Origin of the sequence: Flavobacterium alvei (assembly GCF_002920895.1) — a bacterium.
GTDB classification, from domain to species: Bacteria; Bacteroidota; Bacteroidia; order Flavobacteriales; family Flavobacteriaceae; genus Flavobacterium; species Flavobacterium alvei.
Map to the genome: position 1 here is coordinate 128,377 of NZ_PQVG01000001.1, position 21,429 is coordinate 149,805.

The 21,429-nt window shown below is 34.2% G+C and carries 16 protein-coding genes; 14 read left to right on the forward strand and 2 right to left on the reverse strand.

Annotated elements, in window-relative coordinates; genetic code table 11:
* The first annotated feature begins 1 nt into the window (after position 1).
* The 7 genes from C3L50_RS00615 (at position 2) to C3L50_RS00645 (ending at position 11,246) form a co-directional block, all read left to right on the forward strand.
* Positions 2-1,126 carry a hypothetical protein gene (locus C3L50_RS00615; protein ID WP_133158832.1) on the forward strand — a complete coding sequence of 375 codons (1,125 nt, stop codon included), beginning with the start codon at positions 2-4 and terminating at the stop codon, positions 1,124-1,126.
* A gap of 537 nt (positions 1,127-1,663) precedes the next feature.
* Positions 1,664-3,958 (forward strand): DNA topoisomerase 3, encoded by a 2,295-nt coding sequence (locus C3L50_RS00620; RefSeq protein ID WP_103804029.1) that lies wholly within the window; start codon positions 1,664-1,666, stop codon positions 3,956-3,958.
* A gap of 235 nt (positions 3,959-4,193) precedes the next feature.
* The gene (locus C3L50_RS00625) at positions 4,194-4,670 is read left to right on the forward strand and encodes a DUF6265 family protein (protein ID WP_103804030.1); all 477 of its coding nucleotides are present in this window, start codon (positions 4,194-4,196) and stop codon (positions 4,668-4,670) included.
* Positions 4,671-4,854: 184 nt separating this feature from the next.
* A complete protein-coding gene (locus tag C3L50_RS00630) occupies positions 4,855-6,996 on the forward strand; it encodes a TonB-dependent siderophore receptor (RefSeq protein WP_103804032.1) in 2,142 nt (713 codons plus the stop codon).
* Between the two features lie 70 nt (positions 6,997-7,066).
* Positions 7,067-8,203 carry a PepSY-associated TM helix domain-containing protein gene (locus C3L50_RS00635; protein WP_103804033.1) on the forward strand — a complete coding sequence of 379 codons (1,137 nt, stop codon included), beginning with the start codon at positions 7,067-7,069 and terminating at the stop codon, positions 8,201-8,203.
* Between the two features lie 169 nt (positions 8,204-8,372).
* Complete coding sequence (locus C3L50_RS00640) at positions 8,373-10,628, forward strand: TonB-dependent siderophore receptor (protein WP_103804035.1); 2,256 nt, start codon at positions 8,373-8,375, stop codon at positions 10,626-10,628.
* Positions 10,629-10,697: 69 nt separating this feature from the next.
* On the forward strand, positions 10,698-11,246 hold the full coding sequence (locus tag C3L50_RS00645) for a PepSY-associated TM helix domain-containing protein (protein ID WP_103804036.1): 549 nt from the start codon (positions 10,698-10,700) through the stop codon (positions 11,244-11,246).
* Between the two features lie 80 nt (positions 11,247-11,326).
* Here the strand turns inward: C3L50_RS00645 and C3L50_RS00650 are convergent, their stop codons facing one another.
* Complete coding sequence (locus tag C3L50_RS00650) at positions 11,327-13,960, reverse strand: valine--tRNA ligase (RefSeq protein ID WP_103804038.1); 2,634 nt, start codon at positions 13,958-13,960, stop codon at positions 11,327-11,329.
* Between the two features lie 208 nt (positions 13,961-14,168).
* Between C3L50_RS00650 and C3L50_RS00655 the strand changes: the two genes are divergently transcribed.
* Both C3L50_RS00655 and C3L50_RS00660 read left to right on the forward strand, forming a co-directional pair.
* Positions 14,169-14,558 carry a DUF1573 domain-containing protein gene (locus C3L50_RS00655; protein ID WP_103804039.1) on the forward strand — a complete coding sequence of 130 codons (390 nt, stop codon included), beginning with the start codon at positions 14,169-14,171 and terminating at the stop codon, positions 14,556-14,558.
* A gap of 24 nt (positions 14,559-14,582) precedes the next feature.
* Entirely contained in the window at positions 14,583-14,987 is a 405-nt protein-coding gene (locus C3L50_RS00660) for a hypothetical protein (RefSeq protein WP_133158833.1), read from the forward strand.
* Positions 14,988-15,034: 47 nt separating this feature from the next.
* Here C3L50_RS00660 and C3L50_RS00665 read toward each other — a convergent pair whose 3' ends face one another.
* Positions 15,035-16,363 carry a PDZ domain-containing protein gene (locus C3L50_RS00665; protein ID WP_103804042.1) on the reverse strand — a complete coding sequence of 443 codons (1,329 nt, stop codon included), beginning with the start codon at positions 16,361-16,363 and terminating at the stop codon, positions 15,035-15,037.
* Positions 16,364-16,486: 123 nt separating this feature from the next.
* On the opposite strand from C3L50_RS00665, the gene C3L50_RS00670 reads away from it, so the two are divergent.
* From C3L50_RS00670 to lgt, 5 genes are all read left to right on the forward strand, one after another.
* Positions 16,487-17,683, forward strand: coding sequence for a pyridoxal phosphate-dependent aminotransferase (locus C3L50_RS00670; RefSeq protein WP_103804044.1), 1,197 nt, complete (start codon positions 16,487-16,489; stop codon positions 17,681-17,683).
* Between the two features lie 134 nt (positions 17,684-17,817).
* Complete coding sequence (folE, locus tag C3L50_RS00675; protein ID WP_103804045.1) at positions 17,818-18,489, forward strand: GTP cyclohydrolase I FolE; 672 nt, start codon at positions 17,818-17,820, stop codon at positions 18,487-18,489.
* Between the two features lie 97 nt (positions 18,490-18,586).
* A complete protein-coding gene (cysS, locus tag C3L50_RS00680) occupies positions 18,587-20,071 on the forward strand; it encodes a cysteine--tRNA ligase (RefSeq protein WP_103804654.1) in 1,485 nt (494 codons plus the stop codon).
* Positions 20,072-20,141: 70 nt separating this feature from the next.
* The gene (yidD, locus tag C3L50_RS00685; protein WP_103804047.1) at positions 20,142-20,390 is read left to right on the forward strand and encodes a membrane protein insertion efficiency factor YidD; all 249 of its coding nucleotides are present in this window, start codon (positions 20,142-20,144) and stop codon (positions 20,388-20,390) included.
* A gap of 66 nt (positions 20,391-20,456) precedes the next feature.
* Positions 20,457-21,413, forward strand: a complete 957-nt coding sequence (gene lgt, locus C3L50_RS00690) for a prolipoprotein diacylglyceryl transferase (RefSeq protein ID WP_103804049.1) — start codon at positions 20,457-20,459, stop codon at positions 21,411-21,413.
* Positions 21,414-21,429 lie beyond the last annotated feature (16 nt).

Below are 21,429 nucleotides of genomic sequence, written 5' to 3' on the forward strand. Positions count from 1 at the left end.
AATGAAAAGAACACTTTTTTTTACAGCAATCACTATTTTGTTATCTATTTCAGGATTTTCACAAATCGAAATGGGAAAAATTGAAAAAGCAACAGGAAATGAAACAAAAGTTTCATTTCCTGTTTATGACAATTCAGAAAACTTTATCATTCAATCAGAATATTATAAAGCAAAAATTACTAAAATACTTGAAAGTGGAAGCGGTAAAAATCCTTTTGAAGAAAAACAATGTGATGAAAATGAATATTACAAAAGATATAATGGCTTAAAAATATATTATCCAACATATTCTGATGAATACAAAAAAAACAGCATTCTTTTTTTAAAGAAAACTAATAAAATAGAAATTTTAAATTGGTCGCAAATTGGTAATAAATATTTTACCATTGTTAATATAAATTCTTTTCTTGACAAATCTGAATTGTACAATGAAGCTAAAAGTAATTTAAGTAAAGATTTTTATGCAGATATACTTTTTGAATTAAAAGATAATATAAGCAATGAAACAATCTTCGTTTTTGAATCTCAATATAATCCGCAATTTATTTTAGTTCCATTTTTTGAAAAAAAGAAAGAATTAATTAATGGGAAAAGTTTTATTGCAATTAGTGACTTTAGCGCAATTAAAAATCCAGTTTCAAAAACAGATTATAGTTTATACATTGACAAAGGAACTGAATGGAAAGCCGAGCTGACTTTATTAAGAAAAAAGGATTTAAAAACTGAAGATATTGACGAAAATAATGACCAAGAAACTTTACTTGCAGTTTTGTTAACCAACGAAAAAGATAAAGTTATTTTTGATTTGGAAGGAAGTAGATGGAACTTTGATAATGTGCTTTTAACAAAAAAAGATTTAGAGAATTTGAAAACAGAAAATCTAAATAAAAATAAGTTAAGTGAAAATGTCTACATAAAAAAATATGGAGAAAAATTTGGAAAATTAGTCTACCAAAAGAAAACAACAATAGGAATGTCAAAAGATATGTGTTCCGATATTTATGGAATAACATTAAATCGTAAAAAAATAAAAAATGAAAATGGAGAAATCGAGATTTGGGAATACACGGGAATTTTAAAATTATATTTTAAAAATGGAAAATTATCGCAAATAATAAACTACTAAAAAAATAAAGTTGCAGCCCCCCAGATAGCCCCCGATGGCGCGAGCGTCACGCTCGTGAACACACGCAAAAGCAAATAAATTTTTAATTGGGATGGGCACGAGCGGGACGCTCGCGCTAGCAAAATAAAATAAAAAACACAATACAAATCACCTACAACCCAGCTCCGCAAAGTCTCCAGACTTTGAGGTAGTGAATTTCGGTTTTCAACCGACTTCTTTTTAGATCTTTTACATCAGTCACAGACTGTTAAACACATCCTCAAAGTCGGAGACTTTGCGGAGCGAGTTGGCAAAATTTCCAAGGCATTCGCTTTTAACTTTAAATGTTAATTCATTTGGCAAAAAACTATTTATTTAACCACAAATTTCCACAAATTGTGACATCAATTGAAATTTGGGGAATTAAAATTTGAGAAAATTTGTGTAATTTGTGGTAAAAAGAAAAACCTGCTTTTTAAAAGTGAATGCCCTGCAAAATTTCATTTCGATACCAATTTCTAAATTCCTAATTTGCGGCTTCAAATTTAGCATCAAAAAATGAAGGTCTGTATTGCCGAGAAACCAAGTGTCGCCCGCGAAATCGCAACCGTTTTGGGAGCCAATACCAGACACGATGGGTATTACGAAGGCAATGGGTATCAGGTAACTTACACTTTTGGGCATTTATGCACTTTGAAAGAACCCAACGATTACAAACCGCATTGGAAAAGTTGGGACCTCAACAACCTACCGATGCTGCCCGAGAAATTCGAAACCAAGGTAGTCGATAATTCGGGGGTTCAGAAGCAATTCAAAATTATAAAAAGCCTGTTCGACAAAGCCGATTTGGTCATCAACTGCGGGGATGCGGGACAAGAAGGCGAACTCATACAGCGCTGGGTGATGAACGAAGCGAAGTACAAAGGCGAGGTCAAACGCTTGTGGATTTCGTCCCTGACCAGCGAAGCCATCAAAGAAGGATTCGAAAACCTGAAACCTGCCTCCAACTACGATAATTTATTCTACGCCGGATTTTCCAGAGCTATTGGCGACTGGTTATTGGGGATGAATGCCACCCGATTGTACACCGTAAAACACGGCGGCTACAAACAAGTATTGTCCATCGGTCGGGTGCAAACGCCAACATTGGCAATGGTTGTGGATCGCTTCAAGGAAATCGAAAATTTCAAACCGCAACCGTATTGGGAATTGCAAACCTTGTATCGAAAAACGCTTTTCAGTTATGAGGAAGGACGTTTTTTGAACAAAGAAGATGGTGAAATTTTGGCCAATAAAATCAAGGAAAGCGAATTTGAAATTGTTTCGATTGACAAAAAGAATGGCAATGAATATGCGCCCAAACTCTTTGATTTAACAGGTTTACAAGTCTATTGCAACCAGAAATTTGGATTCACGGCAGACGAAACCCTTAAAATTGTCCAAACTCTGTACGAACAAAAAGTTGTGACTTATCCCAGAGTAGATACGACTTTTCTGCCCAACGATATTTATCCAAAAGTGCCGGGGATTTTACAAAATTTAACCAATTATGCGACTTTGACTGAACCGCTTTTGGGGAAAAAAATTAAAAAATCATCCAAGGTTTTTGATGACAAAAAAGTCACCGATCACCATGCTATTATTCCAACGGGAGTTCAAAATAATCTACAATACAATCAGCAACAGGTTTACGATATTATTACAAAACGTTTTATTGCGGTGTTTTATGACGATTGTTTGGTAGCCAACACCACAGTAATCGGGAAAGCTGCCGACGTATTGTTCAAAACCACTGGAAAAGAAATCTTGAAAAAAGGTTTCCGAGTAGTTTTCGAAGATCCGAACGCCAAAGAAAAAGAAGCCGACATCTTGCCGAGTTTTGTCGTAGGCGAAAAAGGCCCACACGAACCTTCGTTTTTGGAAAAACAAACCAAACCGCCCAATCAATTTACCGAAGCTACTTTATTGCGAGCTATGGAAACTGCTGGAAAACAAGTCGATGACGAGGATTTAAGGGAATTGATGAAAGAAAATGGCATCGGCCGTCCATCCACCCGAGCGAATATTATTGAAACACTTTTTAGAAGACAATACATCGTTCGAAACAAAAAACAGGTTTTGCCAACACCCACAGGAATTCAGTTGATTGATACCATTCAAAATGAGTTGGTCAAATCGGCAGAACTGACAGGTTCTTGGGAAAAGCAACTGAAAGATATTGAAAAAGGAACTTTTACCGCTGGCGCTTTTATCAAAAATATGAAACTGATGGTCGAAACTTTAGTCTATGAAGTTCGATCTGAAACCCGACGTGCCAATATTTCACACACCGCAAGCGTTCAGAAACAAGAAGCCGTTGTCGAGAAAAAGAAAGCGGAAGGAATATTGTCTGAAATTTGCCCTAAATGCAAAAAAGCTACGCTCATCAAAGGAAAATCAGCTTATGGATGCGGCAATTACAAAGCAGGCTGCAAATTCGTTTTGCCTTATACATTTGCCGATAAAAAAATATCCGAGAATCAATATTTGCGATTGTTGCAAAAAGGTTCAACGGTAAATTTAAAAGATTTCAAAACCGATGCAGGAATCGTAGAAGGTTTGCTTCGTTTTGACGAGAATTTCGAATTGGTATTAGAACCAAAGAAAACGATCGTGAAAACTACATCAGAGACTTTGGAATGTCCCAAATGCAAAAAAGGAACGATTCTCAAAGGAAATACGGCTTATGGTTGCACCGAATATAAAACTGGTTGCGATTTTAAAGTCCCGTTTGAGGCAGTTCGGGCGAAACTAAAAGATCAAAAACCTACCAAAGAATTGGTTTATAACATCTTAAAAGAAAGTTTTTTATAACATCAAGACGAATTTACACTAGGACTTATTGCAATTGCTTTATCATTACATTCTACTCCATTTGTCACGCTGTAAGCGTCTCAACAAAGGTGAGCAACATAATCGAGATGCTTATAGCGTGACAAATAGTAAGAATCAAAAGTACTCAAATATCACTATTTAAAATACTGAATAATCATAATTGCAATCTTTTCGCTAATTTTGAAACGTAATTAAAGCCTAATAATATCCAATTATGAAAAAAGTAACTCTTTCTCTTCTTATGCTCTTGTTCTTAGCTTCTTGCAAAAAATCAAAAGAGGTTTCTAAAATTGTGGGCAACGATTGGTTAGTAGGCAATTGGGAAAACAAATCGGATGAAGGGAATTTATCCGAAACTTGGACAAAAGTAAACGACAGTATCTTTGAAGGAGAAGCCTATTTCATCAAAGAAAAAGACAATTTGCACGCTGAAAAAATGCAGTTACAACAAAAAGGAGAAACACTTCTTTACATTGCGACCGTAAAAGGTCAAAACAATGACAAGCCCATAACTTTCAGACACAATGACACCATCGTTAAACAATTAGTATTTGAGAATCCGAAACACGACTTTCCGCAAAAAATTTCGTATTCGAAGATTACAAAAGATAGCATCGTCATTGAAGTTTCAGGGATTCAACAAGGAAAACCAAGTTCAGAACGTTATTCGATGAAGAAAACCGAAAAATAAAATCACATTCAAATCATTAAAAACTGCCTCAAAAGGCAGTTTTTTTTTTACTATAAATACTTGACAAACAACTATTACAGAATTATCAATAAATATTATTTATATTTAGTCTAAATAAACTTTGCGTATTTAAAAATGCTTTCTATATTTGTATCGTTATTTTTAATTAATCTAAATAAGAATTATGAAATTTTATTTACTACCCACAATTTTACTTTGTTCTTTAGCAAGTTTAGCACAAGAAACCAAAAAAGATACTGTTAGCAAGCTAAAAGAAGTACAAATCAACAACAAGTACAAATACAAAAGAGAAAAAAGTACAACAGTTTCTAAAATGCCTTTGAATAATATTGAAAACCCACAGGTTTACAATACAGTTACAGCCGAATTACTAAAAGAGCAAGTGGTTACAAATCTTAACGATGCTATTAAAAACGCTACTGGTGTAGCTCGTCTTTGGGAATCAACTGGTCGTGGTGGAGACGGAGCCGAATTTTACTCGATGCGTGGTTTTCCAATTCAACCTACAATGATTAATGGATTACCTGGAATTAACAACGGAACTGTTGACCCTGCAAATGTGGATAATATTGAAGTAATCAAAGGACCATCTGGAACATTATATGGCAGCAGCTTGATTTCTTACGGAGGTTTAATCAATATTGTAACCAAAAAACCGTATTCTAAATTTGGTGGAGAAATTGCCTATAATTCTGGAACTTATGGAATGGACAGACTGACAGCTGATGTAAATATTCCGTTAAACGAAGATGTTTCGGTTAGGATTAATACGGCATACCAAAAAGAAAATTCGTTTCAAGATGCTGGTTTTGGCAAATCCTTTTTCTTTGCGCCATCATTGAGTTATAAAGTAAATGACAAGCTTTCATTTTTCATCAATACTGAATTTACAGATAGAACATCGGCCAAGGCTCCAATGATATTCTTGAGTAGATACTCGCCAATTTCTTTTAATTCGATTGATTTATTTGAAAAAAGCTATAAGAAATCATATACCTCTAACGAGCTAACAATGAGCAACCCCACTTTCAATTTGCAGGCTCAAATGAATTATAAACTATCCGATCAATGGACTTCGCAAACCGTATTATCCAGAAGCAACAGCAAAACAGATGGGTATTACTCGTATTTATGGGACTCTGCCAATGGGGATGAATTTACTCGTTACATCTCTAAAAGAAATGGTCAAACCTATGGCAGTGATATTCAACAAAATTTTATTGGCGATTTCAAAATTGGAAACTTAAGAAACCGATTGGTCGCTGGTGTGGATTATTATGTTTCAAACATTCAAAATGGCAGTACAGGATGGGTTGGCAACGGAACGGTCTCTTTAAAAAACCAAACCGATACTGGCGATTTAACTCAAGCTGGTGTTGACAATCTTTTAGTAGGTTCGTTTGACGGAAACTCAACAGCAGAGACCAAAGTTTTGAGTGCTTATTTTTCAGATGTATTGAATATTACCGATAAACTTTCGGTTATGGGAAGTTTGCGTGTAGATAATTTCAAAGGAAAAGTATCCTATTGGTCAGCAGACGAGGTAAAAAGTCAAACTACTTTGTCTCCAAAATTTGGTGCCGTTTATCAAATTATCGACAACAAAGTATCTGTTTTCACCAATTATATGAATGGTTTTATAAATCAAGCTCCTGCACAAGTTTCAGATATTGATGGTTCGAATACTCGAATGCAAAATTTTGATCCGGAACACGCCAATCAATTTGAATTTGGATTGAAAACCAATTTATACAAAGACATTATTTCGGCAACTGTAAGTTATTATAACATTGATGTTACCAACAAATTAATGACAGATCCAAACAATCCCAACAATTCTATTCAGGGTGGAGAGGTTGAAAGTAAAGGATTTGAATTAAGTTTCACAGCAAACCCAACAAAAGGATTAAACATTATTGCAGGATTCAGTAACAACAAAAATGAAGTAATAAAAGATACTGCAGGAAATGGATACGAAGGATTGCGTTCTGAAGATGCAGGACCAGAAACATTAATCAATTTTTGGGCAAACTATGCCATTCCTGAAGGGAAATTAAAAGGATTTGGAATCGGATTCGGAGGAAATTATGCTAGCGAATACAAAACATTAAACAGAAGTACGACAGGCTCTTTTGAATTGCCAGATTATACTATTTTGAATACCGCTTTATCATATAACAATGACAAATTCAACATTACTTTAAAAGTAAACAATTTATTAAATGAAGAATATTATACTGGATGGTCAACTGTTAGCCCACAAAAGTTAAGAAGTTTAACAGCTGGTTTAACTTATAAATTTTAGAATTAGTAGTTAGTTAGTTTTGTTTAATTAAACTCCTCATTTCGGTGGGGAGTTTTACCATTTAAAAAAAATGAATAAAGATCTCAAAAAAGCAATAGGAAAAATACATTTATGGCTTGGATTATCCTCTGGAATAATTGTTTTTATCATTGCTGTTACTGGTTGTTTGTATGCATTTCAAGAAGAAATTCAAAACCTCACCGAAGAATACCGCTTTGTAGAAAAACAAAACAAACCATTTCTGTTCCCTTCTCAATTAGAAGAAATTGCCCGAAAAGAATTTCCAGATAAAGCACTTCACGCCATTAAATACAATGGTTCCGAAAAATCGACAGAAGCCATTTTTTACCATTACGAACCTTCTTACTATTATATCGTGTATCTCAATCCTTATACTGGTAAAGTTCTAGAAAAAGCCAATATGGACGAAGGTTTTTTCAGATTCATCCTCGATGGGCATTTCTATCTTTGGTTGCCCCACGAAATCGGACAAGTTGTAGTTGCTTCGGCAACGCTAATTTTTCTACTGCTACTAATTTCAGGTTTAATACTTTGGTATCCTAGAAATAAAAATGCCAAAAAACAACGCTTTTCCTTCAATTGGAAAAAAGAAACCAAATGGAAAAGAAAAAATTATGATTTGCACAATATCACAGGTTTTTATGTTTTTTTAATTGCTCTTGTTTTTGCCATTACAGGTTTGGTTTGGGGTTTTCAATGGTTTGCTTACTCCTATTACACTGTTCTTGGTGGCGAAAAATCATTGGTTTATCAAGATCCTATTTCGACCAAAACCAAGTCAACTCTAGAAAAACCAGTGGACAAAGTTTGGATATTAATGCAACAACAATATCCAAATGCCAAATCCATTGAGGTACATCCTCCTGAAAACGACAGTACTTCTATTGCTGCCAATGCCAATCCAGAAGAAGAAACCTATTGGAAAACCGATTACCGTTATTTCGACCAGTACACATTAAAAGAAATCGAAGTCAACCACATTTTTGGAAAATATGAAAATGCGCAAATCTCGGATAAATTAATGCGAATGAATTATGACATTCACACTGGAGCTGTTTTTGGATTGGCCGGAAAAATATTTGCTTTCCTGATTAGTTTATTGATTGCCAGCCTTCCTATTACAGGATTTTATATTTGGTGGGGACGAAATAAAAAGAATATTGATGTTAGTCATAGTAAACTATAAAATAAAAATCTGCCTTATGGGGCAGATTTTTTTTGCTATAAACGCCTGACAAACAACTCTTAAAGAATTGTTAATAAGTATTATTCATATTTAGTCTAAATAAGCTTTGTGGTTTAAAAAATGCTTTTTATATTTGCATAGTTATTTTTATTCAATCTAAATAAACAAAATGAAAAATATTTTACTACCCGCTTTAATGTTATTATATTGCCTAAACGGCATTGCCCAAGATACTGCAAACGCAACTGAAAAATACGATACTATTGAAGGATTCTATTCGGATTCAGATACTACAAAAGGTAAAAAAAGACAAGTTCTTAAAGAAGTAATTGTTACTACCAATAAACACCAAAAAACAGTTACTGCTTTACGCTCTGGTTTGAAACCAATGGATATACCTCAAAGTATACAAGTAATTGATGCAGCAATTATTGAACAACAACAATCCATTCGATTGAGCGATGTTATTAAAAATACCAATGGTGTATATGTTAGTTCTGCCCGTGGTGGTGCTCAAGAATCTTTTTTTTCAAGAGGATATGATATGTCTGCCAATAATATGTTTAAAAATGGTTTTCGTTACAATGCCGGATCCATTCCTGAAGTTTCTGGTCTAGAAAAAGTAGAATTTCTTAAAGGTAGTGCTGCATTATTATATGGAAATGTCGCTCCAGGAGGTATCTTGAATTTGGTAACCAAAACACCTACATTCAAAAGTGGTGGAGAAATTTCGATGCAAGCAGGAAGTTACTCCTTCTACAAACCCAGTGTTGATTTTTATGGCCCGTTAAATAAATTTATAGCCTATCGATTTAATGGCTCTTATGAAAACTCAGAAAGCTTTAGAGATTTTGTAAAAAGAGAACGCTATTATGTAAATCCTTCTTTGCTCATCAATGCCAGCGACAAAACTCAAATTACCCTTCAAGGAGATTATATGAATGACGACTGGACTCCCGATTTTGGGACAGGAGCCATTACCACAAATACAGGATCTACAATTGTTGATGTTCCGCGTAACAATTATTACGGTGCGCTATGGTCAAACGGAAATACTAAAACAGCCAGTGCATCGGCATTAGTAAATCACGATTTCAACAAAAACTGGAAATTGAATTTCAACAGTTCTTTTCAAACTTATGATAGACAATCAAAATCAACTGCTCAATTAGCAACCGTACAACCCAACGGAGATTGGACTCGACCATTAGTGCAAAATAAAAATCTAGAACAAATATTGGGAGACCAATTGAGTTTGCAAGGAACTTTTTATACTGGAAACATTAAACATCAATTGTTTACGGGTGCCGATTGGGAAAATTCATTTGTTACCGCTTACACCTTTGCCTTTTCACCAGCCAATTACGACACTATCAATCTTTATACTTTCGATCCAAACACTCAAAGAATGGATGAACCTAATGCTAGAGCTACCCAAATTGTAAAAACAGAAACCAATCGTTTTGGTGCTTACTTTCAAGATTTAATTTCGATTACCAAACAAGTTAAAGTCTTAGCAGGACTTCGTTGGTCTTGGCAAGAAGCAGAAGTTAGTACTTATAAAGAAACATTGGTCAAATCAGTTCAAACAGTAGCTCCAGAAAATGCAGTTCCTACGGTTAGCGAAAAAAGATTCGACACTGCTTTTTCTCCAAAAATTGGAATTGTGTACCAACCACTAAGAGATATGTCGTTATTTGCCAGTTATTCTAATTCATTTACTCCAAATACAGGAACAACTGTAGATTTAAAACCCATCGAAGCTTCAATCATTGATCAATATGAAGCAGGAATCAAAAAAGATTTTTGGAAAGGAATTTTGAGTACCAATGTTACTGTTTATCAAATTACCAACAGTAATTTAGCACAAACAGCTCAATATAAAGCCGATGGCTCACTAAACACAGATACAAGCATCAAAATTTTGAGTGGCGAAACTAAAAGTAAAGGAATCGAAGTAGATGTAACTGCCAGACCTCTTGAAGGCTTGAACATTATTGCAGGATACAGCTATAACGATATGCGCTACACCAAAACCTCAGGTCTAAACGGAAGTTTTATAGAAGGAGATCGCGTGGTAAGAACTCCAGCCCATACTGCTAATTTAAGTTTCTTTTATACTTTGCCAACAGGAATTTTAAAAGGAGTTTCATTTGGAGCTATAGGAAATTATATTGGTGATCGAATAGGCGGATGGAACAATCAGTATGACAATACTAAACCAGGTGGAATATGGATCAGAGAGATTCCTTTGGAAGGATATACAACTGTTGATGTTTCTGCAGGATATACTTGGAAAAAGTTATCTATCTTATGTAAATTATCAAATATTACAAATGAATTGAATTATACCGTTCACGAAAATTATAGTGTGAACCCAATTGCCCCTCGCCAAGTAATGGTAAATTTGAAATATAAGTTATAATAATCTATTAAACCTTTTAATTTTAAAACAGTCCAAAACACAATTATAAAAAAGTAATATTTAAGAAAAATGAACAAACAAACTTTTAGAAATTTACACCGTGATTTAGGTTATTTTTATCTTGGATTAATCGTATCATTCGCCTTTTCAGGACTAATGATGAACCACAGAGAATCTTGGCATCCTGAAAAATACACCACCGAAACCAAAGCCATCGAAGTGAAACTTCCTGAGGAAAGTGAAATCAACGAAAAATTTGCCGAAGATTTAGGCAAAAAACTAGGCATCGACGACAAAATGAGACGTCATATGGTCAAAAAAGGCAACTTCAAAATTTCATTTGAACACAATGATGTCGAAATTGATATGAAAACAGGCAAAGGAGAAATCACCACTTTTGTAAAAACTCCAATCATTAGTCAATCAATGAGTTTGCATAAAAATACTTCCAATTTCTGGATTTATTATTCTGATATTTTTGCATTGAGTTTAATTATCATTGCTATTTCAGGAACCATTATGATTAAAGCTGGTAAATTTAGTTTCAAACAAAGAGGTTGGAAACTGGCCGTAGCTGGAGTTGTTTTTCCGTTGTTGTTTTTGATTTTGTTTGGATAAAATTCAATTATAAAAACATAAAAAATCCCAATCCTGAAAAATTTTCAGCATTGGGATTTTTATATAATAGGAACAAAATTTTACTTCAACCCAGCCAAACTCTGCTCAATCGTAGCAATTTTTGCTAAAGCATCAGCTTCTTTTTGTCTTTCGTTTGCCAAAACTTTTTCGGGCGCTCCGTTTACAAATTTATCATTCGATAATTTGCTTTGAACTGATTTCAAGAAACCTTGGGTGTAAACCAACTCGGCGGTTAGTTTTTCAATTTCAGCAGCCACATCAATATTTCCTGTAATTGGAATGAAATATTCATTCGATTTTACACGGAAAGACAAAGCGCCATCCACTTTATCCGAAACGTATTCCAATGAAGTGATGTTCCCCAATTTGGTCACCACCGCATCAAAATAAGTCGAAAGCTTGTCATTATTCACGACTTTCAATTCAATCGTGTCCTTGAACGGAATATTCTTGTCTTTACGAATCGTTCTGATTCCAGAAATCACTTCGATCGTGTTTTCGAAATCGGTGATTAATTGCGCATTGAAAGGCTTAATTTCCGGCCAAGTAGAAACAATCAGGGCTTCATCTGGTGTTCTTTCGGCAATGTGTTGCCAAATTTCTTCTGTCAAGAACGGCATAAACGGATGCAAGAGTTTCATATTGTTTTCCAGCATTTCAATCGCTTTTGCAAAAGTTACGCTATCAATTGGTTGTTGGTATGCCGGTTTTATCATTTCCAAAAACCAAGAACAGAAATCGTCCCAAACCAATTTGTAAATGCCCATCAAAGCATCAGAAATTCTATATTTTTCGAAATTATCTTCAATTTCCAAAAGCGTTTGTTGCAATTTGGCTTCATACCACTCAATCGCCACTTTAGAAGATTCGGGTTGCGGAATCGAATCCGAAACTTCCCAACCTTTGATTAACTTGAAGGCATTCCAGATTTTATTGGTAAAACCTTTTCCTTGATTGCACAATTCTTCATCAAACATAATGTCGTTTCCTGCTGAAGCGCTCAAAAGCAACCCTACACGAACACCATCTGCACCAAATTTTTCGATTAATTCCAAAGGCTCCGGAGAATTTCCTAATGATTTAGACATTTTACGTCTTTGTTTGTCACGAACCAAACCAGTCAAATACACATTCGAAAATGGTTTTTCGCCCGCATATTCATAACCCGCAATAATCATTCGCGCTACCCAGAAAAATAAAATATCTGGACCCGTAACTAAATCATTCGTTGGATAATAGTATTTAAAATCTTCGTTTTCAGGATCCATAATTCCACCAAAAACCGACATTGGCCACAACCAAGAAGAAAACCAAGTATCTAACGCATCGGCATCTTGCTTTAAATTGTGAATTGTGAGTTGTGAATTGTGAGTTTTGGCTTGCGCTAATTTTAAGGCATCTTCAATGTTTTCGGCAACTACGAAATCTTCTTTTCCGTCGCCGTAGAAATAAGCAGGAATTTGTTGTCCCCACCACAACTGACGAGAAATATTCCAATCGCGAATATTGTTCAACCAATGCGCATAGGTATTATTAAAACGTGCTGGATGCAATTTGATATCGCCATCTTCCAAAACAGATTTGATGGCTGGTTTTACCAAATCTTCCATTTTCAAAAACCATTGATCGGACAAACGAGGTTCGATTACGGCTTTGGTTCTTTCAGAAGTTCCCACTTTATTCAGGTAGATTTCAGTTTTTGCCAAAGCGCCAGTTTCTTCTAATTCTTTTGCAATTTCGGCACGAACCTCAAAACGATCTTTCCCTTGATAATGCAAACCAAAACTGTTCAAAGTGGCATCTTCATTGAAAATATCGATGATTTCTAGATTGTGTTTCTCACCTAGCGTTTTGTCATTCATATCGTGAGCCGGTGTCACTTTTAAGCAACCTGTTCCGAACTCTACATCAACATATTCGTCTTCGATAATTGGAATAATTCTTCCACAAATTGGCACAATCGCTTTCTTCCCTTTCAAATGAGAAAAACGTTCGTCATTTGGATTAATACAAATAGCTGTATCTCCAAAAATAGTTTCTGGACGCGTTGTTGCTACTGTCAAAAAGTCTTCAGAACCTTCGATTTTATATTTTAGGAAAAATAATTTTCCGTTTTGTTCTTCATAAATAACTTCTTCGTCAGACAAAGTCGTTTTGGCTTCTGGATCCCAGTTTACCATTCGATAACCACGATAAATTAATCCTTTGTTGTACAAATCAACGAAAGATTTAATAACAGAAGCTGACATATCAGGATCCATCGTGAATTTGGTTCTATCCCAATCGCAAGAGCAACCCAATTGTTTCAATTGTTCCAAGATGGTTCCTCCGTATTTGTCTGTCCAATCGTAAGCGTGTTTCAAAAACTCTTCCCGACTCAAATCCGATTTATTAATTCCTTCCGATTTTAATTTGGCCACTACTTTAGCTTCCGTAGCAATCGAAGCGTGATCCGTTCCAGGAACCCAACAAGCGTTGAACCCTTTTAAACGAGCACGACGAATCAAAACATCTTGAATCGTGTTGTTCAACATATGTCCCATATGCAAAACTCCAGTAACATTTGGTGGCGGAATTACAATAGAATATGGAGTTCTATGGTCAGGCTCCGAATGAAAATAATTGTTCTTCATCCAGTAGTCATACCACTTATTTTCAATGGTTTTAGCGTCAAATTGTGCAGGAATTGTCATTGTTGTATTTATTTGTTAATCGGTTATTTGTTTAGTCGATTGGGCGAAATAACCGATTAAACAAATAAACCTCTATTTTGGTCTGATTTTTGTAATTTAAATTGAGGACAAAAGTAAATAATAAAGTACAGTATAAAAAGCGAAATAAATAATTGTACTCTTAATTAAAAAAAAGTATTTTTACTAAACCAAATCTAAAAAAATGAAGATGAAAAATATAGCCACACTAATAGCAATTGTAGTAATAAGCAGTTTTGGTTTTGCTCAGAATGGTGCAAAAATCCAATTCAAAACCACGGACAACACAATAGATTACGGAACTATCTCGAAAAAAAATGATACAGGAATTCGATCTATAGAATTCACTAATACCGGTGATGCACCATTGATTATTTCGAATGTTCTCTCCACTTCTGGTTTTACTATTTCATCAAAACCAGCAGCTTCTATTGCTCCAGGAAAAACTGGTAAATTTGAAATTAAATACAATATGGTTTCAGGTCCTATTAGAAAAACCATTACTGTTGAATCGAATGCTGTAAACTATGACAGCGGAAGAATTCCATTGAAAATAAAAGGAGAAGTCATTGCTGATTAAGTAAATTAGTTGAAATTTAAAAAAATGAATACGCTACAATATCTAAAAGGATTAACGCTTCTATTACTATTAACAACAATGGTTTCTTGCACAGATACCGACGACACTAATACTTTGATAGGGACATGGAGTTGGACTGAAACTAGTGGTGGTATTGCGGGAATTCATGTAACGCCTGCCTCGACTGGAAAAACCATCGATTTAAAATTCACAAGTAACGGCCAATATTTCTATTATACCAATGGAGTTATTTCAAGTGAAGGAACTTATAAATTTTCAACTCAAAAAAGTATCGTTGATGGTACAACCAAAAAATCAATAGTGTTTTCAGTTGATAGGGAAATGGTAATAGCCAAAATTGATAATGAAAATTTAGAATTAGATGACAATGTTTATGATGGTTTTGGAAGTTCTTACATTAGAAAATAAAACTAGTTAACAAAACGCTTCTAAGAATAATCTAAGAAGCGTTTCTTTTATAAAGTATTTAGCAATTGAAATTTAAACTTTAGAATTTGATTTTCCCTTTCCACTTCAAAATGTATCCAGTTTTCTTCATCCGATTTCAACAACGAATTAATTTTTTCTAAAGAAAAATCATAGCCTTTCTTTTGATTTATACTAACAATTACATCTCCTTTTTTTAGTCCTGCCAAGTCTGCTGGTGAATTTTTCCGAACATGTACAATGATATAAATGGGTTTTAAAACTGTTTTATATTTAAAATCGCTGAAAATAGTATTGCTTTTTGCAGCAGATTCACTTCCTGCAAAAGTAACCGATTCTTGACTTACCGTTTCTTTAACCCATTGTACACCATAATGTTGCACTTCTATTCCACTTTTATTATAATTGAAAGGTAAATTATAATTTCTATTTTTCTTTAGAAACATCTTTTGATTGTGATAATCAAAAATCAAATTGAATCTTTTTAAAATTTCTGCTCCGATTGAACCCGCTCGATTCTTTACCATTCTCACATTTTTAATCGAAGACGAATCTGGAAAAGCTACTATTGGAGAATTAAATTCAAATTTTGAAAAAGTAAATTTCTTAATCTGGGCTCTTTTTCCTTCAACGTCACCACTAAAACCTTTACCTAAATAATCCTCGAAATTTTTTTGAGGAATAAATATCCCCTTTTCTTTATTTTCGAAAAGCCAAATTGCGTCACTATTGCCAATATCAACTAATAATTTTGCAGGAATTTCTACAGATTTTATTACTACACTACTCTGAATATAAGGTTTATTTCTTTCAATAGTTATCGGGAGCGTTTCAAACTTTTTTTGAATACGTTTTCTGCTTTTATCATTGTCTTTATATACAATAATTTTTCTTTTCGCATAGTTAATTTCAACTAAATTTGATTTTAAAAAGTTATAACCAATAATACCATTTACGGGAATCCCAACATGAGAAGATAAGTTAAAACTTTGATCTAAAACAATGTAAAACAAATGATTGGCAGATTTCAATCCTTTAATTTCTAAAATATTATTGGTGGATTTTAAACCTTCGATAGACGTTTCACTACCCAAACCTCTCAATGTAATCTTTTCAATATTATAAAAATTCACCTCTTTCCTATCTTCCATACCAAATAAAATGGTCTCTTCAACGCCTGAATCTAAGAGAAAGTTCAGTTCAACACCATTAACATTTATTGGAATAAAAATTAAGTTATTGATGGTTTTAAAAGGAATAACAGCTTTATCGACTCCTTTTTCAAATTGAAAGTCGTTCTGCCCAAAAACAGACAAAGAATTAATTATAAAAAGACATAAAATGATTATTCTCCTCATTCTAATTATTTTTATAAAGTTAGTGAAATCTTGAATAACAATGCCTTTTTATTAACAAATAAACAGAATTGAAGTAATTTATTTCGAAAAAAAAATCGCATTTTTGCACCAAATTTTTTAAACATGCCAAGTATTTCAATCAGAGGTCGAAAAATGCCCGAATCGCCAATTCGAAAGTTAGCTCCGTATGCAGATATGGCCAAAGCAAATGGTCAAAAAGTGTATCATTTAAACATTGGACAACCCGATATAAAAAGCCCAGAAATAGCCATCGAAGCCATAAAAAACATTGATTTAGACATCATAGAATATGGCCCGTCAGCAGGTTATGAAAGCTACCGTAGAAAACTAGCCTCCTTTTACACCAAACAAGGTGTAGAAGTCTCGTTTGAAGATATAATGATCACCACAGGAGGCTCTGAAGCCTTGTTGTTTGCCCTTGGAAGTATTATGGATCCGGAAGACGAAGTCATCATTCCAGAACCTTTTTATGCTAATTATAGTGCTTTTTCAGCAGAATCTAGTGCTAGAGTTGTACCTGTAATTTCGAATATCGAAAGCGGTTTTACGCTTCCTACTATTGAAGAATTTGAAAAAGCAATTACTCCAAAATCCAAAGCGATTTTAATCTGTAATCCAAATAATCCAACTGGCTATTTGTATTCAGAATCAGAAATAAATCAATTGGGAGAATTAGTTAAAAAACACGATTTATTTCTAATTGCAGACGAAGTATATCGTGAATTTATATACGACGATAGAGACAAACATTATTCTGTAATGAATCTAAAAGGGATTGAACAAAACGTCATTATGATTGATTCCGTTTCCAAAAGATACAGTATGTGTGGTGCTCGAATTGGCTGTATGATAACCAAAAACAGAGAAGTTATTGGTGCTTCAATGAAGTTTGCTCAAGCGCGTTTATGCCCGCCAACGATTGAACAAATCGCTTGCGAAGCTGCCATAGACACTCCACAAAGTTATTTTGACGAAGTAATTTCGGAATATAAAGATAGAAGAAATGCTCTAATATCTGAATTAAATAAAATAGAAGGTGTAGTGGTGACCACCCCAAAAGCAGCGTTTTATTGCATTGCTCAACTCCCTGTTGACAACACCGACGATTTTGCTCAGTGGTTGCTTGAAAGCTACAATCTAAATGGCGAAACTGTAATGGTTGCGCCCGCCGCAGGATTTTATTCGACTCCGGGTGTAGGTTTGAATCAAGTTCGAATCGCTTATGTATTGAAAAAAGAAGATCTAATTCGAGCAGTTCAAATCTTGAAAGAAGCGATTCAAGTTTACAATTCGAAATAGAAAAATTACATTATTTTTCTTTCAATTAGATTCCATTTAACCAAAATTAATTATGAAAAGCTTTAGAAATTCTTTAGCTTTAATTAATTATCTTTACCCACTAATTTATTTCACAATACTAATTGTAACTTTTAATGATAAATAACGAAGAATTTCAGGACGAAATAGGAAACAATCATATAGGTTCATCAGCAACAAACCCAGTGAGAAAAGATGCTTTTGACGTTTCTGACGATGAAAAAATCGAAAGAATTAAAAAAGACGTCGAAAATATGCTGTTAACACTTGGAATGGATATGACGGACGACAGCTTGAAAGGAACTCCCAATCGAGTAGCAAAAATGTTTGTGAAAGAAATTTTTGGTGGACTAAATCCAAGCAAAAAACCAAGTGCCTCTACTTTTGAAAATAGTTACAAATACGGAGAAATGCTTGTCGAAAAAAACATTACCGTTTACTCCACTTGCGAGCACCATTTATTGCCTATTATTGGAAGAGCTCACGTTGCTTACATTTCGAATGGTAGAGTTATTGGACTTTCTAAAATCAATCGAATAGTTGAATTTTATGCTAAAAGGCCTCAGGTTCAAGAACGTTTAACGATGCAAATTGTTCAAGAACTTCAAAATGCACTTGGAACAGAAGACGTGGCTTGCATTATTGATGCTAAACATCTTTGCGTCAATTCAAGAGGAATTAAAGACATCGAAAGCAGCACCGTAACCTCAGAATTTGGAGGGAAATTCAAAAATGAACAAACCCGCAGAGAATTATTGGAATATATTAAGTTAGAAACGAAATTTTAAAAAACCTTAGAAAACAGAGAAAAGAATAAAGACTGTGGCATACAAAAAACCTTTGCTAATCACAACTTTAAAGCCTTTTAACTTCAAAAAAACTACAATGCCATTATATAAATCCCAAACCTTAAAAATATACAATACTCTTTCTGGAGAAAAAGAAGTTTTCAAGCCCATTCACGAAGGAAATATCGGAATGTATGTTTGTGGACCAACGGTTTACAGTAATGTTCATCTTGGAAACGTGAGAACGTTTATGTCTTTTGATGTAATTTTTAGGTATTTTTTACATTTGGGATACAAAACACGTTATGTTAGAAACATTACCGATGCAGGCCATTTAACCGATGATGGAACAGTAGAAAACGATCGTTTTGTAAAACAATCTCGACTAGAAAAATTAGAACCTATGGAGGTGGTTCAAAAATATACAGTCGATTTTCATCAGGTTCTAGAAAAATTTAATTTTTTAGCACCAACAATTGAGCCTACTGCAACAGGTCATATTATTGAACAAATAGAACTCATTCAAAAATTGATAGAAGATGGTTTTGCATACGTAACTCAGGGTTCTGTCTATTTTGATGTTTACGAATACAACAAAAAAGGCTTGAATTACGGCGAATTGAGTAATCGAAATATTGATGAATTGTTTGCCAACACCAGAGATTTAGACGGTCAAAACGAAAAGAAAAACCCTCAAGATTTTGCTTTGTGGAAAAATGCTTCACCAGCACATATTATGCGTTGGAATTCCCCTTGGGGAGAAGGTTTTCCTGGTTGGCATCTGGAATGTACTGCTATGAGCACCAAATATTTGGGAGAACATTTTGACATTCATGGAGGCGGAATGGATTTAAAATTTCCGCATCACGAATGCGAAGTGGCTCAAGGAAAAGCCTGCAACGGAACAACTCCAGTAAACGTTTGGATGCACACCAATATGCTTACAATGAATGGTTTGCGAATGAGCAAATCGACTGGAAATTATATTTTGCCAATGGAATTGCTTTCGGGAGAAAACACTTTTTTTGAAAAGAAATTTCAACCCAATGTCGTTCGTTTTTGTTTTTTACAAGCACATTACCGAAGTGTTTTAGATATTTCAAACGAGGCTATGTTAGCCAGCGAAAAAGGATTAAATCGACTACTTGAAGGTGTAAAATTGGTCAAAAACATTCAACCAAGCACAACTTCTTCTTTTTCAGTAACGAATTGGATTCAGAGTTGTTATGACGCTATGAATGATGATTTTAACACCCCAATTCTAATAGCCAATCTATTTGAAGGAGTTCGTTTCATCAATTTATTAAACGATAATTCTGCTACTCTTTCTGCCGAAGATTTAAAATTATTCAGCCATTCAATAAGTACTTTCATCTTTGATGTTTTGGGACTTAAAGATGAAAAAGCAGTCGAAAATAATAACGAAAAACTAGAAGGTGTAGTTAATATGCTAATAGGAATGCGAAATGAGGCTAGAGCCAATAAAGACTTTGCAATGTCCGATCAAATACGAAATCAATTGCTTGTTTTAGGCATTCAGTTGAAAGATGGAAAAGAGGGAACATCTTTTAGTATTCAGTAATTGGATTACAGAAGTTAAAAGGCAGAGTTAAGAAAGTAGATTACAGATTTTGACGTTTATAATTTATCAAATGTTTCAAAAGATACTAATTTATCCATTTGTATTGCTCGTTCGGTTTTATCAAGGAGCGATTTCTCCATTTACGCCATCAGCTTGTCGATTTGAGCCTACTTGTTCGAGTTATATGATACAAGCTTTGCAAAAACACGGTTTATTTTATGGTGGATTTTTAGGAGTAAAAAGAATCTTAAGTTGTCACCCTTGGGGCAAAACGGGTTATGATCCTGTTCCTGAAAAAAAATGTTCGCACAAACATTAACTTTTTATAAAGACATACTATCCTATAAATATAAATTTTTAAATTAAATAAAAACATTTTTCCCTTATGGCACACGTATTAAACATAGTTTGGAATCCTTCAGAAGGAATTGATTTAGGTTTTTTTGTCATTCGGTTTTATAGCCTAATGTTTGTAGTTGCTTTTGGATTGGGTTGGTTCATCATGAAAAAAATATTCGACCGTGAAAACGAATCGATAGACAAATTAGATTCTTTATTTATTTGGATCGTTTTAGCCACCTTAATTGGAGCCCGTTTAGGCCATGTTTTCTTCTATGATTGGGAGAATTATTACCGCAATCACTTATGGGAAATATTACTTCCAATTAGAGAAAACCCAGAAGGAACACTTTTTCACTTTATACATGGCTGGGAATTTACAGGTTATACAGGATTAGCCAGTCATGGAGCAGCAATATCCATAATAATAGCAATGTACTTTTACAGCAAAAATATATTGAAAAGGCCTCAAATATGGATTTTAGATCGTGTTGCTATTGCGGCTGCTTGTGGTGGAATTTTTGTTAGATTAGGGAATTTTTTTAATTCAGAAATTGTTGGAAATGCAACCACTTCACCTTTTGGAGTTCAATTTGTTCGAGATCAATTTAGCCCAAGAGAAGCTATGAATGCAACACAAATAGCTTCACCAAAAGAGGCTTATAATGCTATTGCTACTAACCCGCAATTTTCGGATTTACTGCTACAAGTTCCTGCGAAACATCCTGCCCAATTATACGAAGCATTTTGCTATATTTTTGTTTTTGCAGCATTGTATTTCTTGTATTGGAAAACAGATGCAAGAGAAAAATCAGGTTATTTATTTGGACTTTACTTAGTACTTATTTGGTCTGTTCGTTTCGTGGTCGAATATGTAAAAGAAAGCCAAGGTGGATTTGAAAGCGCTTTGGGATTATTTTCAACTGGACAATGGCTAAGTATTCCGTTTATTTTAATCGGATTGTATTTGGTTTTTACCGCTGAAAAACCTGTTCATATATAATAGAATTTTATATGTT

Coding starts and splice junctions, on each gene's coding strand:
- C3L50_RS00615 (WP_133158832.1), top strand. CDS start 2: ATGAAAAGAACACTTTTTTTTACAGCAATCACTATTTTGTTATCTATT.
- C3L50_RS00620 (WP_103804029.1), top strand. CDS start 1,664: ATGAAGGTCTGTATTGCCGAGAAACCAAGTGTCGCCCGCGAAATCGCA.
- C3L50_RS00625 (WP_103804030.1), top strand. CDS start 4,194: ATGAAAAAAGTAACTCTTTCTCTTCTTATGCTCTTGTTCTTAGCTTCT.
- C3L50_RS00630 (WP_103804032.1), top strand. CDS start 4,855: ATGAAATTTTATTTACTACCCACAATTTTACTTTGTTCTTTAGCAAGT.
- C3L50_RS00635 (WP_103804033.1), top strand. CDS start 7,067: ATGAATAAAGATCTCAAAAAAGCAATAGGAAAAATACATTTATGGCTT.
- C3L50_RS00640 (WP_103804035.1), top strand. CDS start 8,373: ATGAAAAATATTTTACTACCCGCTTTAATGTTATTATATTGCCTAAAC.
- C3L50_RS00645 (WP_103804036.1), top strand. CDS start 10,698: ATGAACAAACAAACTTTTAGAAATTTACACCGTGATTTAGGTTATTTT.
- C3L50_RS00650 (WP_103804038.1), bottom strand. CDS start 13,960: ATGACAATTCCTGCACAATTTGACGCTAAAACCATTGAAAATAAGTGG.
- C3L50_RS00655 (WP_103804039.1), top strand. CDS start 14,169: ATGAAAAATATAGCCACACTAATAGCAATTGTAGTAATAAGCAGTTTT.
- C3L50_RS00660 (WP_133158833.1), top strand. CDS start 14,583: ATGAATACGCTACAATATCTAAAAGGATTAACGCTTCTATTACTATTA.
- C3L50_RS00665 (WP_103804042.1), bottom strand. CDS start 16,363: ATGAGGAGAATAATCATTTTATGTCTTTTTATAATTAATTCTTTGTCT.
- C3L50_RS00670 (WP_103804044.1), top strand. CDS start 16,487: ATGCCAAGTATTTCAATCAGAGGTCGAAAAATGCCCGAATCGCCAATT.
- folE (WP_103804045.1), top strand. CDS start 17,818: ATGATAAATAACGAAGAATTTCAGGACGAAATAGGAAACAATCATATA.
- cysS (WP_103804654.1), top strand. CDS start 18,587: ATGCCATTATATAAATCCCAAACCTTAAAAATATACAATACTCTTTCT.
- yidD (WP_103804047.1), top strand. CDS start 20,142: ATGTTTCAAAAGATACTAATTTATCCATTTGTATTGCTCGTTCGGTTT.
- lgt (WP_103804049.1), top strand. CDS start 20,457: ATGGCACACGTATTAAACATAGTTTGGAATCCTTCAGAAGGAATTGAT.